Origin of the sequence: Saliphagus sp. GCM10025334, assembly GCF_042663485.1 — an archaeon.
Lineage (GTDB): Archaea > Halobacteriota > Halobacteria > Halobacteriales > Natrialbaceae > Natronosalvus.
Genome location: NZ_JBHTAF010000005.1, coordinates 213,565 through 226,561, shown reverse-complemented (window position 1 = coordinate 226,561; position 12,997 = coordinate 213,565). Strand labels below are relative to the sequence as shown.

The 12,997-nt window shown below is 66.4% G+C and carries 12 protein-coding genes; 4 read left to right on the top strand and 8 right to left on the bottom strand.

Annotated features, from left to right (window positions below; genetic code table 11):
* Positions 1-191: 191 nt before the first annotated feature.
* Entirely contained in the window at positions 192-443 is a 252-nt protein-coding gene (locus tag ACFQO4_RS18140) for an MTH865 family protein (RefSeq protein ID WP_497901483.1), read from the top strand.
* A gap of 80 nt (positions 444-523) precedes the next feature.
* Here the strand turns inward: ACFQO4_RS18140 and ACFQO4_RS18135 are convergent, their stop codons facing one another.
* On the bottom strand, positions 524-673 hold the full coding sequence (locus ACFQO4_RS18135; RefSeq protein WP_497901484.1) for a hypothetical protein: 150 nt from the start codon (positions 671-673) through the stop codon (positions 524-526).
* Between the two features lie 388 nt (positions 674-1,061).
* Here ACFQO4_RS18135 and ACFQO4_RS18130 point away from each other — a divergent pair, with 388 nt between their 5' ends.
* Positions 1,062-3,053 (top strand): bacterio-opsin activator domain-containing protein, encoded by a 1,992-nt coding sequence (locus ACFQO4_RS18130; RefSeq protein ID WP_500262259.1) that lies wholly within the window; start codon positions 1,062-1,064, stop codon positions 3,051-3,053.
* A gap of 27 nt (positions 3,054-3,080) precedes the next feature.
* Here the strand turns inward: ACFQO4_RS18130 and hutH are convergent, their stop codons facing one another.
* Complete coding sequence (hutH, locus tag ACFQO4_RS18125) at positions 3,081-4,730, bottom strand: histidine ammonia-lyase (protein ID WP_500262263.1); 1,650 nt, start codon at positions 4,728-4,730, stop codon at positions 3,081-3,083.
* A 94-nt stretch (positions 4,731-4,824) separates the two neighbouring features.
* On the opposite strand from hutH, the gene ACFQO4_RS18120 reads away from it, so the two are divergent.
* Entirely contained in the window at positions 4,825-5,178 is a 354-nt protein-coding gene (locus tag ACFQO4_RS18120) for a DsrE family protein (protein ID WP_500262258.1), read from the top strand.
* Between the two features lie 77 nt (positions 5,179-5,255).
* Here the strand turns inward: ACFQO4_RS18120 and hutI are convergent, their stop codons facing one another.
* From hutI to hutU, 3 genes are read right to left on the bottom strand one after another with little or no spacing between them, the layout of a single operon-like run.
* Positions 5,256-6,602: an imidazolonepropionase gene (hutI, locus tag ACFQO4_RS18115; RefSeq protein WP_500262262.1), complete on the bottom strand. Its 1,347-nt coding sequence runs from the start codon at positions 6,600-6,602 to the stop codon at positions 5,256-5,258.
* Positions 6,590-7,534 carry a formimidoylglutamase gene (hutG, locus tag ACFQO4_RS18110; RefSeq protein ID WP_500262257.1) on the bottom strand — a complete coding sequence of 315 codons (945 nt, stop codon included), beginning with the start codon at positions 7,532-7,534 and terminating at the stop codon, positions 6,590-6,592. The genes hutI and hutG overlap by 13 nt, the downstream gene beginning before the upstream one ends.
* Complete coding sequence (gene hutU / locus ACFQO4_RS18105) at positions 7,531-9,390, bottom strand: urocanate hydratase (RefSeq protein ID WP_500262256.1); 1,860 nt, start codon at positions 9,388-9,390, stop codon at positions 7,531-7,533. Before hutU ends, hutG begins: the two co-directional genes overlap by 4 nt.
* Positions 9,391-9,473: 83 nt before the next feature.
* On the opposite strand from hutU, the gene ACFQO4_RS18100 reads away from it, so the two are divergent.
* Entirely contained in the window at positions 9,474-10,154 is a 681-nt protein-coding gene (locus ACFQO4_RS18100) for a helix-turn-helix domain-containing protein (RefSeq protein ID WP_500262255.1), read from the top strand.
* A 313-nt stretch (positions 10,155-10,467) separates the two neighbouring features.
* On the opposite strand, the gene ACFQO4_RS18095 is transcribed toward ACFQO4_RS18100, so the two are convergent.
* From ACFQO4_RS18095 to ACFQO4_RS18085, 3 genes are read right to left on the bottom strand one after another with little or no spacing between them, the layout of a single operon-like run.
* Entirely contained in the window at positions 10,468-11,538 is a 1,071-nt protein-coding gene (locus ACFQO4_RS18095; RefSeq protein ID WP_500262254.1) for a Gfo/Idh/MocA family protein, read from the bottom strand.
* Between the two features lie 4 nt (positions 11,539-11,542).
* The gene (locus ACFQO4_RS18090; RefSeq protein ID WP_500262253.1) at positions 11,543-11,746 is read right to left on the bottom strand and encodes a DUF8005 family protein; all 204 of its coding nucleotides are present in this window, start codon (positions 11,744-11,746) and stop codon (positions 11,543-11,545) included.
* On the bottom strand, positions 11,739-12,992 hold the full coding sequence (locus ACFQO4_RS18085; protein ID WP_500262252.1) for an ABC transporter ATP-binding protein: 1,254 nt from the start codon (positions 12,990-12,992) through the stop codon (positions 11,739-11,741). The genes ACFQO4_RS18090 and ACFQO4_RS18085 overlap by 8 nt, the downstream gene beginning before the upstream one ends.
* Positions 12,993-12,997 lie beyond the last annotated feature (5 nt).

The following is a 12,997-nucleotide window of genomic DNA, read 5'->3' as shown; positions in this document are numbered from 1 at the left end:
GTTCGGGCAAGATCATGCGTCGCCTGCTCGAGGACATCGCCTCGGGCAACGAACTCGGCGACACCTCGACGCTCCGGAACCCGGACGTCGTCGAGGACATCGCTGCCCAGGTTGGGGACGACTGAGGCGCAGGTCGGGTACGAGACCTAGTAAACAGGTTTATTATTTATCCGCCTGAACGTCAGGGTGCTATGGCAGACGAAGCAGAACTCCGCGAGCAGTTCACCGAGGCGTTCGAAGGCGCAGACTACCCCATCTCGAGTCCGATGGACCTCGTACCCGCCCTGCCGAACGGGCCGGGAACGAAGTTCGAGTCCGGTGACTTCTCTATGACGGCGATGGAGCTGAACACGAAGCTCTCGGGCGGTGACTTCCCCTACGAGAACGTCGACTCGTTCGTCGACGACGTTATGGAGCAGCTCAAAGAAAAGGACGAGATCTAATCGATTGGACGACGTCGATTCCGGGAGACTGTTAACAGAACGGCCGCTCGAGCGGGTGCTGACGTGCTGAAATTTTCCGTTCACTGCGTATGAAAGCTGGCGATGTCCTCGTTCCCACAGGACGGACACGTACTCGACGGCGAGTCGACGCCGGTTCCACACCGCCGACACTCGTAAATCGTTTCGCGTTCCGACTCGGTGAACAGCAGCGATTTGACGGTCTCTATCATCCCATCCCCACTCACAGATGAGGCGGACCCGGTATAAGTGAGTGCGATCGTTTGTGCCGCTTGAAACGAATATGCAACTGGATAAAACGCAAGACTGCGGCGGCCTCGAATAGTTGCAGTGTGACCGGGCGGAAATCAGCTGTAGCGAACCATTTATCCACCCGGGTTGCCAACTGACTAACAAGAACGGGAAACTCGAGGTGATTCAGTCGACACGGACGGTTCGTTCGTCCGTCCACGCTTCCTCTGAAAAGTCGACGCTGCCCCTCGCGTACCCCGTTCACGCTCTCGGGCGGGACGTATCGTCCGATAGCGTATCCGGCTACCGTCGCCGGAGGTGTACGCACCAAACGGTTACCGCTGCAGGCCCAACGGCCGTGATTCGACCATGTCGACCAACCCCGATTCACACGCAGTCCTCATCGCCTCATCGACGGACGCCGAGGCGCTCGTCGAAGAACTCGCGGACGGTCTCGACCGTCCGGTTCGAACCGTTGCCTCGAGCGAGGCGTGTCGTCGGCTCCTCGAGGACGGGGCCGAGCAGTTTCCGGTGGTCGTCGTCTTCGCTCGCGACGAGTCGTGGGTTCGGTCGATGCTCGAGACGCTGACGGACGGATTTGACCGTCGACGAACGATTGTTGTCTCGCCGGAGGGGTCCGACCGGCTCGCGACCGCCGCGATCCGGGGTGGCGCCGATGACTACGTTCCCACGGCGTCACTCGGCGCGATCGACGACCGGGTAGAGACCCACTGGGAGCGCGCTATCGAGGACACCGGTTCACCTCGACCCGTCACGACCGCTGCCGAGTTGCTCGCGACGACGTTGCCCGACGAGGTTTTTGTGATCGGAGCGGACGGAACCTACCTCGACGCGAACGTCCGACCCGATGCTGCCGATCTCTACACCGTCGCTTCGACGGAGTTCGTCGGACAGACGTTGTGGGACGCGTTTCCGGACCCGCAGGCGAATCGCTTACACGAGGCGGTCACGGCAGCTCTCGAGAACGACGCCATCGAACACGTCGAGTACGAGACGAACACGACCGAAGGCGTGCGGCTGTACGAGGCGCGGGTCGCCCCGATCGACCTACGCTCGGACGATCAGCGGGCCGTGATCTGGCTGGCGCGCGACGTCACCGAACGGGCCAATAGAGAGGAAGCGCTTCGGCAGCGCCGAGATCAACTCGAGTTGCTCAACCGGATCAACGCCGTCGTCCGGCGCATCATCGAGACGCTCGTCGAAGCGCCGACGCAGTCGACCGTCGAGGACGCCGTCTGCGAACAGCTCGTCGCCTCCGACCTCTACTGCGGGGCGTGGATCTCCCGGCCTTCCGGGAAGGACGATGTCGTCTACCAGACGGGGTGTGGCGACGTCGAGTCCTATCTCGAGCGAATCCAGGAGATCGACCTCGACGCGGATCCCGACCGGCCCATCGTCCGTGCGATGCGGGAGAACACGATTCAGTCGAGCAACAACCTGTCGGAACGCTCGAGCCTCCCAGATCCTCTCAAAGAGGCTGCCCGCGAACACGACATCGAATCGGCCCTGGCGGTCCCGCTCACCCACGGTGACAGCGTGTACGGCGTGCTGACCGTACTGGCTCGTCGAGCGGACGCGTTCGGCGAGCGTGAAGAGGACGCCTTTCGACTCCTCGGCGAGACGATCGGCTTCGCCATCAACGCGATCAAGAACCGCCGACTGCTGTTCGCCGACGCCGTGACGGTCCTCGAGTTCCGGATTGGGGGCGGTGACTCGTTCTCGTTCGACCTCTCAGAGCAGTACGACTGTACGTGTACCCTCGAGTGGTCGGGGACGACGGCCGCCGGTCGAACCTACCAGTACGTGACGGTCGATGGGCTCGACGGGAAGACGGTACACGACGAAGCGACCGCCCACCCCACCGTCGAGGAGTGTCGGCTCATCCACGACGGCGACGACCAGGCGACGATCGAAATCCGGCTCTCGGAGTCCGCGGTTCGAACGCTCACCGGATACGGGGCGACGGTGCGCGACGTCAGCGTCCAGGACGGCGTCGGGCACCTGACGGCCGAGGTCTCCCGGGAGACCGATACGCGAGAGATTGTCGAGGCGATGAAGCGGATCTACGCACAGACCGAACTCGTCTCCAAACGCGAGGCCGACCGGCCGGTGATGACCGCCCGCGACCGACGCAATCGAATCGCCGACCGGCTCACGGATCGCCAGCTTACGGCGCTTCGACTGGCGTATTACGGCGGGTACTTCGACTGGCCGCGGGGAAGTACGGGTGAAGAGATCGCCGAATCGATGGGAATCGCCGCGCCGACGATGCACCAGCACCTCCGGCGGGGCTTACAGGAAATTCTCCGGGACTTCTTCGACGAGGACGGGACCGACTAGGCGGAGCGCTCGGCCTCGAGCACCGCGTTACTGTTCGTCCCCGGCCTCGAGTACCGAAAGCACTACGGAATCGATCCCCCCGGAGGCGATGGCGTCGGCGACCGCGTCGAGTTCGCCGTCCAGGACGCGGTCGTCCTCGAGCGGCGGGACGAACTGCCCGACGTGTTCGTAGAGCGCCCCGGTTCCGGTCCCGAGGGCGGCTGCCGTCGCCGCCCGATCGGCCGACGGCGAGAGGACGTCGACGTCCTCGGCGTTGCCGACGTAGTCGGCCGACTGCGTCGCACAGACCGCCTCGGTTGCCACGATCCGACGGACGTTCTCGAGCACCTTCCGGGCGTTGAGCGCCGACTGCGAACTCATGCTGACGTGGTCCTCCTGGCCGCCACTGACGGGCGTGTTGTCGCTCGAGGCCGCGCCGATGGAACGACACTCGTTGAGGAGCGCGGCGGCGGTGTACTGGGCGATCATGTAGCCCGACTGCAGGCCGCTCTCGGGGGCGAGAAACGGTGGGAGGTGATCCTCCTGGAGGTTCGGATTGAGGATGCGATCGATCCGGCGTTCGGCGATCGCTCCCAGGTCGGTCAGTGCGAGGCGGGCGTACTCGAGACGTAAGGCGAGGGGCTGGCCGTGGAAGTTCCCCCCGGAGATGACGGCCGCACGGTCGGTTCCGGAGGCGCGGTCGTCCGCGTCTGCGGCGGAGAAGACGAGCGGATTGTCGGTTGCGCTGTTGAGTTCGACCGTCACGGCCTCTCGGAGGTGGGCGACCGCGTCGCGGACGGCCCCGTGAACCTGCGGGAGACACCGCAGGGAGTAGGCGTCCTGGACGCGGTCGCAGTTTCGATGCGCCTCGACGACGTCGCTGTCGGCCGTCAGGGCGCGAACCGCCGCGGCACTCCGTTGCTGGCCTGCGTGGGGACGCACGTCGTGAATGGCCGCGTCGGACGTGGCCGTCGTCCCCAGCGTCACCTCCGTCGTGAGCGCGCCTGCGGCGTCCGCGGCCCGGAGCAGCCGTTCGCCGTCGACGACGAGCATCGCGGCCAGTCCGACCGTCAGCTGGGTCCCGTTGATCAGCGCGAGCCCCTCCTTCGGTGCGAGCGACAGGGGCTCGAGCCCGACTGCCTCGAGGGCCACGTCGCCGTCGACGCGCATCGACCCCTCGTCGTCGCGGAGGATCGCTTCCCCCTCGCCGATGAGGACCAGCGAGAGGTGGGCGAGCGGCGCGAGGTCGCCACTGGCTCCGAGGCTGCCGCGCGAGCGGACGACCGGCTGGACGTCCTCGTTGAGCAGCGTCACGAGGTGATCGACGACGACCTCGCGCACGCCCGAGTAGCCCGCGACTAACGCGTTGATTCGCGAGACCATCATCGCCCGAACCTCCTCGCGGGTACACTCTCGACCCGCACCGGCGGCGTGGCTCCGCAGGAGGTTGGTCTGGAGGCGTTCGATCTGGTCTGGCGGGATCCGTTCGTCGACCAGTTCGCCGAAGCCCGTGTTGAGGCCGTAGACGGGCTCGCCGCTCTCGATCACGTCCTCGACGCGCTCGCGGGAGACGCGAACGCGCTCGCGGGCGTCCGTCGTGATCGTAACCGGGGCGCCGTCTCGAGCGACGGCGACGACGTCCTCGGGGGTGAGCGATCGGCCGTCGAGTTCGACGGGGGCGCTGTCGGCCTCAGGCATGCTGCCCTCCGTCCCGCCGTCCTCCGTTCGTTCGTGGGCCACCTGCACACGAGCGCACAACCGTCCTTTCCGTCCGCCGTGAACGGTCGACCTCATGCCAAAGACCGCGATCATCGTTCTCGCTGGCACCGAAGCACCGTCCGACCTCGGCCGCGTCGTCAACGCCCTCCAGACCGCCAAGGAGCTCGACGACCACGGCGACGAGATCGAACTCATCTTCGACGGCGCTGGAACCCAGTGGGTCCCCGAACTCGCCGACGAGGGTCACGACTACCACGCCCTCTACGACGCCGTCGAGCACCACGCGCAGGTCTGCTCGTACTGCGCCGACGCCTATGACGTCGACGACGAGGTCGAGGACGAACCCGTCGAGGAGGTCGCCGAGTTCGAGGGGCATCCGAGCGTCCGATCCCTCGTCGCCGATGGCTACGAAATCATCACCTACTGAGGTCGCCACACTGGTATCACGTACTGATCCGAACGGGGAGAATTCGCTCTCCCAATCGGACTCGAGCGCAGCGACGCTCACGACGAACGCACCTCCTCGAGCGCCGTGCCGTTTTCGACGACGACCTGCCCCCGCTTCAGCACCGTCTCTACGGCCGTCGTGTCGAATCGATAGGCGAGGTGGGCGTATCGCGGCGCCTCGAGCACGAGTGCGTCCGCCGGAGCGCCGACCGCCAGGGTGCCCGTCCCGTCCGTCGCGCCGACCGCTCTGGCCGCGTTTCTGGTCGCACCCAGCAGTGCCTCCGCGGGCGTCATGCCCATCTCGACGCACGCGAGCGTCTGGACGAACTCCATGCTCCGTGAGTGGCAGTTCGGGTTGAAGTCGGTCGCGATTGCCACCGGGGCGCCGGCCTCGAGCATCGTCTCGGCGTCGGCGTAGGCCTCCCCCAGCCCGAACGCGGTACCGGGAAGGAGGACGGGAATCGTTCCGGCCTCGAAGAGCGCATCGACGTCCTCGCGGGTTGCGTAGAGCAGGTGGTCTGCGCTTGCAGCCTCGAGGTCGGCCGCGAGTTGCGTCCCGCCCAGGTGGGACAGTTCCTCGGCGTGGACCTTCGGCTCGAGACCGTACTCCAGGCCGGCCTCGAGCACCCGTCGCGACTGGTCGACGGAGAACGCGCCTTCCTCGCAGAAGACGTCGCAGAAGCGGGCGATTCCCTGCTCGGCCACCGCGGGTAGTTGGTCGTCGACGACGGATTCGATGTAGTCGTCGGCGTCGACACCCTCTGGAACCGCGTGGGCGCCGAGATAGGTCGGCACGAGATCGACGGGGTGGCGTTCGTTCGTGGCGTCGATGGCCTCGAGCATTTGCAACTCGGTCTCGGTCTCCAGGCCGTAACCGGATTTGACCTCGACGGTCGTCGACCCGTGGGCGAGCATCACGTCGAGGTGGCCGAGCAGGTTCTCGACGAGACGCTCGAGACTCGCCTCTCGCGTGGATCGAACGGTTCGAAGGATGCCGCCACCCTGCGCGAGCAGTTCCTGGTAGGTCGTTCCCTCGAGCTTGGCCTCGAACTCGTCGGAACGATCCCCGGCGAAGACCGCGTGGGTGTGTGGGTCGACGAATCCGGGGACGACGGCTCGGCCGCTCGCGTCGATGGCCGTGTCGGCGTTCTCTGGTGGGTGTTCTCGAACGATGTCGTCAGTGGACCCGACGGCGACGACCTCGCCGTCGACAGCGACGAGCGCACCGTTCTCGACGGTTTCGAGGGGCGCTCCGTCGTCCTCGCTACCGCTCCGGTTCTCATTTCCGTCCTCGCGCGCGGCTTCGCCCGATGCCGGGCCGACCACCAGTTCGCTCGCGCCGTAGACGACAGTGGTGTGTCCCTCGGACTCGAGAGCGCCCGTATCGCGACTCACGCCGACCACCCCGCGAGCACGTGCGCGACGGCTCGAGCCGCCGCGTCGCTCGTCTGCCCCCCGCGGTCGAGCGGCGGCGCGCACTCGACCACCTCGAACCCGGCGACGCGCTCGTCGGCCGCGATTCGGCTGAGGAGCGCGTACAGCTCGGTCGTCGTCAGCCCGCCCGGCGTGGGCGCGCTCACACCGGGCGCAAACGCCGCGTCGAGCACGTCGATGTCCAGGCTGAGGAAGATCCGATCGACGCCGTCCATCGCCTCGAGCGCCCGGGTCGCCGCGGCCTCGAGGTCCCGGCGAGCGGTTTCTGCGGTGACGACCGTTCCACCCTGCTCCTCGACATACTCAGCATACGCGCTCGAGGTCTCGAAGTGACGCGCGCCGACGACGGCGAAGGCGTCCAGGCCGCGCTCGTGAAGCTGGTAGTAGGGCGTGCCGCTCGAGGGGCCGTCGATCGGCTCCCGACAGTCGAGGTGGGCGTCGAGGCTGACGACGCCGACCGAGCCGTCGGCGAGCAGGGGCGAGACGTTCGCCACGGTCAGAGAGTTGTCGCCGCCGAGGAAGACGGGACGAGCGCCGGTCTCGTAGACGGCCTGGACGGTCGCTTCCGCTCGGTCCTGGACGGTCGAAACGTCGGCGTCGGGGAGGTCGAGGTCGCCGAGGTCGCCGATTGGGGCGGCCGAGCCGTTCGCGCCGTTCGAGCCGACTGAACCCACCTCGAAGTGGTGGGTCTTCACGCTGGCCATCGACTCCCGGATCACTCGCGGCCCCTCCCGGGCCCCGCGACGGCCGATGACGGCGACGTCGGAGGGCTCCCCGACGAGCACGGCGTCGTACTCGTCTGCGTTCTCGAGTTCCACCGCGGCAACCACGTCGCCGAACGTCTCGTCGTTGGGGTCGCTCGAGGGACTCACCCACTCGACCGGACTGGTGAACGCGGTCACCGCTCGTCACCACCCATCGGGATCGTGACGTCCGACTCGCGGGCTTCCTCGAGCGCCTCGTCGTAGCCAGCGTCGGCGTGGCGCACGACGCCCATACCGGGGTCGGTGGTGAAGACGCGGCGCGCCTTCTCTGCGGCAAGTTCGCTCCCGTCCAGGACGACGTGGTTGTTCGCGTGCAGCGCGTTCCCGATGCCGACGCCGCCCCCGTCGTGGACGCTGACGATGTCGGCGCCCGCGGCGCAGTTGAGCAGGGCGTTGAGGATCGGCCAGTCGGCGACGGCGTCCGTGCCGTCGGCCATCGCTTCGGTCTCCCGGTTCGGGCTGGCGACCGACCCGGCGTCGAGGTGGTCGCGCGTGACGACGATCGGCGCCGCGATCTCGCCGTCGGCGACGAGTTCGTTGATGCGGAGGGCGAACCGCGCGCGTTCGGTGAGGCCGTCCTCGTCGCGGGCGAACCCTAGCCAGCAGACCCGCGAGGGGAGTCCCTGGAACTCGACGTGCTCCTGGGCGAGGTCGATCCAGCGAGCGAGGTGTTCCTTCTCGGGAAACAGTTCGCGAACGGCGTCGTCCGTGCGGTGGATGTCGGCGGGGTCGCCCGAGAGCGCCGCCCAGCGGAAGGGCCCTTTCCCCTCGCAGAACAGCGGCCTGACGTAGGCGGGGACGAAGCCTGGGAAGTCAAAGGGTTGTCGCTCGCTCGAGTCGGCGCCCGACACCGGCCACGGATTACCGCTCTCGTCGGCGTCCCTGCTGGCGGTGCCACCAGCACTGTCACCGTCCGCGCGCTCCCGGTAGTCCTCGACCTGTCCCCGAATGTTGTTCCCGTACTCGAAGGCGATGGCCCCCTCCGCCTGTAATTCGAGAATGCCGTCGACGTGGCGCTCCATCGTCGCGAGGCTCTCCTCGACGTACGCCTCGGGGTCTCGCTCCCGCAGGGCGTCGGCCTCCGCGACCGAGTAGTCGGCGGGGTAGTACCCCTCGAGTTCGTCGTGGGCGCTCGTCTGGTCGGTGATTACGTCCGGGACGAAGCCGCGCTCGAGCATCGACTCGAGCATGTCGGCGGCGTTCAGATGGACGGCGACGCTGTAGGCCTCGCCAGCCTCGGCAGCGTCCTCCGCTCGTTCGATGGCCGTCTCGAGGTCGGGGGCGCGCTCCTGACAGTAGCCGGTCTCGAGGCGGCGCTCGATCCGCGTTTCGTCGACGTCGGCGGCGATGCAGACGCCGTGGTTCATCGTCACGGCCAGCGGCTGGGCGCCGCCCATACCGCCGAGGCCCGCGGTGACGACGATTCTTCCCTCAAGGCCATTGCTCTGGGGGAAGTGCTGGCGACCTAGCTCGGCCAGCGTCTCGTAGGTGCCCTGGATGATCCCCTGGGTCCCGATGTAGGCCCACGATCCGGCGGTCATCTGCCCGTACATGATCTTTCCGCGGGCCTCGAGTTCGTGGAAGTGCTCCCAGTCGTCCCACTTGCCGACCAGGTTCGAGTTCGCGATGAGCACCCGCGGGGCGCGCTCGTGGGTCGTGAACCGGCCGACGGGTTTGCCGCTCTGGACGAGCAGGGTCTCGTCGTCGCCGAGGTCCCGCAACTGGTCACAGATCGCGTCGTAGGCGTCCCACGACCGGGCCGCCCGGCCGGTGCCGCCGTAGACGACGAGCGACTCCGCGTCCTCGGCCACCTCGGGGTCGAGGTTGTTGTTCAGCATGCGGAACGCCGCCTCCTGGCGCCAGCCGCGACACTCGAGGTCGGTGCCGGTCGGCGCGCCTCGATAGGATCGCCACTCCTCACTCGGGTCGCCGACGCCGTCCCACTCGGTCGTCCCATCTCGGTCGTGCTCGTGGTTCGAAGACGAGTTTGCCATATGTACGCACACGTTCCGGGGCGGCAAGTGTTTCGAGTCGCCACACGCCGGGTATTATATACGTGGCCGCCCTTCGCCCCTTCGTGTACGAAGCGACGTTCCGCCTCGCCGGTTCTGAATCGGGGGCCGAGTTCGGCTCCTACGATGCGATCACCGCGGCGTTCGACGCGCGGCTCTCCCTGTGGTGCAACGACCACAGCGACCTGTTGCTCCTCGAGTGCGAGACCGGTCGTCTCGAGGCCGTCCTCGAGGCCATCGACGAGTTCGCTGGGGTCGAGGACGCCATCGTCGACGAGTCGGACGCCGTGGCGGTCACCGGAAACTGCGTCAAGGCCCTCGAGACGACGGTCGTCGACGGCATTCTGGACGACCACGGCTGTCTCCTGTTGCCGCCGATTCGATACGCCGACGGGGCGCGGTCGATTCGCCTCCTGGCGCTCGAGTCCGCTCACCTCACCCACTGCTATCACGACCTGCTCGAGGACTTCGACGTGACCGTCGAGTCGAAGCGGGACCTCTCCTTCGACAGTCTCGACCGCAACCGGACGCCGGACGGGATCGGCGAGCCGTTGCCGGCGCTCTCGCGAAGACAGAGCCAGGTGTTCGCCACAGCTTACGAGCGCGGGTACTACGAGGTCCCTCGAGAGACGTCGATGGCGGCCATTGCCGAGTCGGTAGGCATCGATCGGCGTACCGCCGACGAACACCGTCGGCAGGCCGAGCGGAAAATTCTGGAATCGGTCGCCGGGCGGTACCTCGAGTAGCCTATAACCTGTCGCCCGTTTTCGCAGCGCCCCGTCCCTCGAATAGCGGTCAGCCGACGTACACACGATCATCGTCGTCGACGGCCGCGGTATCACGAGGTCCTGGCTTCTGTGGCCCAATACTATAAAATATATATTTTAAGGTTCGGATCACTGTTATCTGACCACTGTTGTCTAACCACCACTGTCCGACCTCCATCGTCCGACCACTGGTAGCTGACTGCCGTCAACCACTGGTGACCGATACACCGGAGACCTCGTTTCGAACACGAGTTTCGAGCTCGACCCAGTCAAAGCGGTATCCGTTACTTGCTCAGGACTGTTCGAGCGTGATCGGGTGCCCCTCGCCGCTCGAGCGGTAGATCGAATCGATGACCCGCTGCACCGCGAGCGCCTCCTCGACGCTCGCGCCGACGGCGTCTTCCCCACCTCTGATCGCCGCCAGAAACGCCCGCTGCTCGTCCGAGTGTGCGTCGTTCGCTGTCGGCTCGAGCGTCGAGTCCACGAAGTGGTTCGCCCCGTCCGGACTCGCGGAGTGAATCGTCACCTGATCTTCGAGCAGGTCGAACCGCGCGGCGGCCTCGGTCCCCTGGACGACGAACTCGTGGGTCGGCGGGCGGTTCGTCGCCCAGGCGACCTCGAGCGAGATGGTCCGATCGTCCGCGCATCGAACGAACGCACTGGCGGAGTCGTCCACGTCGAACCCCTCCGGCCCGGCGTCCTCGCCCCACATCTCGAGGTAGGCGTAGTCCTCGCGAGAGCCGAACTCGCTTCTCGTGACCCCCGAGACGTCGCTGACGGCGGGATCGTCGAGCAGGTAGAGCGCGAGGTCGATGGCGTGGACGCCGAGGTCGATCAGCGCGCCGCCGCCGGCGATGTCTCGACGGGTGAACCAAGAGCCGCGACCGGGAACGCCTCGCCGGCGGACGTAGTTCGCTTCGACGTGGGTTATCTCGCCCAGGTCGCCGCGTTCGATCCGGTCGGCGACGAGGCGGACGGCATTTCGAAACCGGTTGTGGAAGCCGACCGTGCAGGTGCCCCTACTCTCTCTCGCCGCCGCGGCGATGCGCTCGGCGCTCTCGAGGGAGTGTGCCAGCGGTTTCTCGAGCAGGACGTGCAGGCCGTGCTCGAACGCGTCGACCGCGTACTCCTCGTGGAACCGATTGGGCGTAGTGATCACGACTACGTCGATCGCGTCGTAGAGCGCGTGGTGATCGTCGTATGCGTCGACGCCGTAACGTTGGGCGAACCGGTCGCGCGCCTGCGTCGAGACGTCCATGCCGCCGACGAGGTCGGCGCCGAGTTCCTGGAGGCGGTCGGCGTGGTACTGGCCGATGTTGCCGCAGCCGACGATTCCGGCTCGAATGGGTGTCTCGTCGATCATCGATTCAGTACAGTTGTTCCTCACGCTCGGATCGTTCGCGTTCCTGCTCTCGACGTTGTTCACGTTTGGCGCGTCCGCGGCGGTACTGGGCGATGCCCGGGAGGATCCTGTTCTTGACGTCGAGGGCGAACGAAACGATCCCGTATATCCAGAAGAAAAACAGGATCGTTAGCCCGCCGTAGTAGACCACCGGAATCAGGCTACTCACGTCGACCACCCGATTCGGAGTCGGCTCGAGCGACGTCGACAGCCCCTGGCCCGGCCCCGGTTTCGGATTCTGCTTCGGCCCCGGCTCCGGACGTAGCCCGAGCCAGCGACTCGATCCCGTGAGCGATCGCGTTCCCCGTCCCAGTATCGAACAGGTGCACCTTCGACCGGTCGAGCACCACCGAAATCGACTGATCTTCGTCGATGTCCGTGTCCGGATCGACGCTCATCAGGAGCTGGTTTGAGGCCGCCGACGCCTCGTCGCTCGTCATCATCTCGGTGCCCGCGTCGTCGAGCGACAGGTAGACGAAAATCTGATCGCCCATCGGCTCGAGGACGTCTGTCCGGGCCTCGACGACCTCGGAGGCGCTGGTCGCCGAGTCGACGTTTTCGGTCAGGTAGATGTCCTCGGGCCGGACCCCCATCGTGATCGCCTCACCCGACGGGACGTCGACGGCGTTGGAATCGAACTCGAGGTCGAAGTGGTCGGTCGAGAGTCCCCCGGCGGTGATCTCTCCTTCGACGAAGTTCATCGACGGCGAGCCGATGAATCCGGCGACGAACCGGTTGGCAGGTTCGTTGTAACAGACCAGCGGCGGATCGATCTGCTGGAGTTCGCCCGCGTTGATGACGGCGATACGGTCGGACATGGTCATCGCCTCGGCCTGATCGTGGGTGACGTAGATGATCGTCGTCTCGAGCTGTTTGTGCAACCGTTGTAACTCGGTCCGCATGTGGACCCGGAGCTTGGCGTCGAGGTTCGCCAGCGGTTCGTCCATCAGGAAGACGTCCGGCTCGCGGACGATCGCCCGCGCGATGGCCACCCGCTGTTGCTGTCCGCCCGAGAGCTCGTTTGGCTCGCGCTCGAGCATGCCCTCGAGCTGGACGATGTCGGCGGCCTGATCGACCCGGCGGTCGATCTCGTCCTTGTCGTACTTCCGGAGTCGAAGGCCGAAGGAGATGTTCTCGTAGACGTTCATGTGCGGGAACAGCGCGATGTTCTGGAAGACCATCGACACCCCGCGATCCTTCGGCGGGAGTTTCGTGACGTCCCGGTCCCCGATGTGAATCGTCCCCTCCGTGGGCTTCGTGAGGCCGGCGATCGTTTCCATCGTCGTCGACTTTCCACACCCCGAGGGGCCGACGAGGCAGACGAACTCCCCGTCTTCGATCTCGAGGTTCATGTCGTCGACCGCGGTGACGTCTTCGTAGCGTTTCGTGACGTGTTCGAGTGTTACGCGTGCCATTGGTA